The organism is Roseateles sp. P5_B10 (genome assembly GCF_056400485.1).
On record NZ_JBFULE010001353.1, the window covers coordinates 1 to 881 of the forward strand.

General features: G+C 67.2%; 1 protein-coding gene. It reads right to left on the reverse strand.

What is annotated here, in order from left to right:
* Window positions 1-313: 313 nt before the first annotated feature.
* On the reverse strand, window positions 314-881 hold a 568-nt coding region (locus AC1DU6_RS33275; RefSeq protein ID WP_477862600.1), incomplete at its 5' end, for a response regulator.

Below are 881 nucleotides of genomic sequence, written 5' to 3' on the forward strand. Positions count from 1 at the left end.
GCACGGCGTCATGCCGAGTCGCCGTGCCGATATGCACATGCCTGTGACCTTGGAGGCCCGCAACGAGTTGCACCACGCCCTGGAGCGGCAACACGACGAGCAGCAGCACCAGGACGGCAGCACGCGTTCGATGGAGCAGTGATGACAGGGTGGGTGGCACGGGCGTGATGACAAAGGAACCGAGGCGGGCGCAGGCCAGGCGACGCATCTTCGATCGCCAGCATTGCCCGCGTATGACATTCGCTTGCTTGTCCTACGTGGGCCATCGGTGGCCGGATTCACTGAAGGCGTCGCCGCAGCCTGGCAATGACGATCACGCGGCCTGCGCGGTCTCACTCTCGACGGCCCGGAGCTCGTCGACGACCTTGTCGAGGTGGCTCGCCACGTCGTGCACCATGGCGTCCACCTCGGCGTCGCGCGCGCCATGCAGGCACCCCCGCTCCAACGCAGCGGCAGCGGCCTGCACGGCATGCATGCCGAGCGTTCCGGACAGGCCCTTGAGGTCGTGCGCGGCGCGCATGGCGGCGTCGGCGTCGCCTGCACGGCGTGCGGCGTTGAAACGCTGCGCGAAATCGGCCTCGCGGTCGCGGAACATGCTCAGCACACGACGGTACAGCACGCCGTTGCCGCCGACATTGGCCAAGCCGCAATGCGCGTCGATGCCGTTCAGTGCCTGCAACGCGTCGGCGCTGCTGTCGTTGCCCACCACCACCAAACCGCTCGGCTTGACCCATTTCGCGAGGGTGGCGAACATCTCATCGACCTTGATCGGTTTGGCGATGTGGTCGTTCATGCCCGCCGCGATGACGGCTTCACGATCGCCGACCATCGCATTGGCGGTCATGGCGATCACGGGCAGCGCCTGCAGCGCCGGCTGCTGG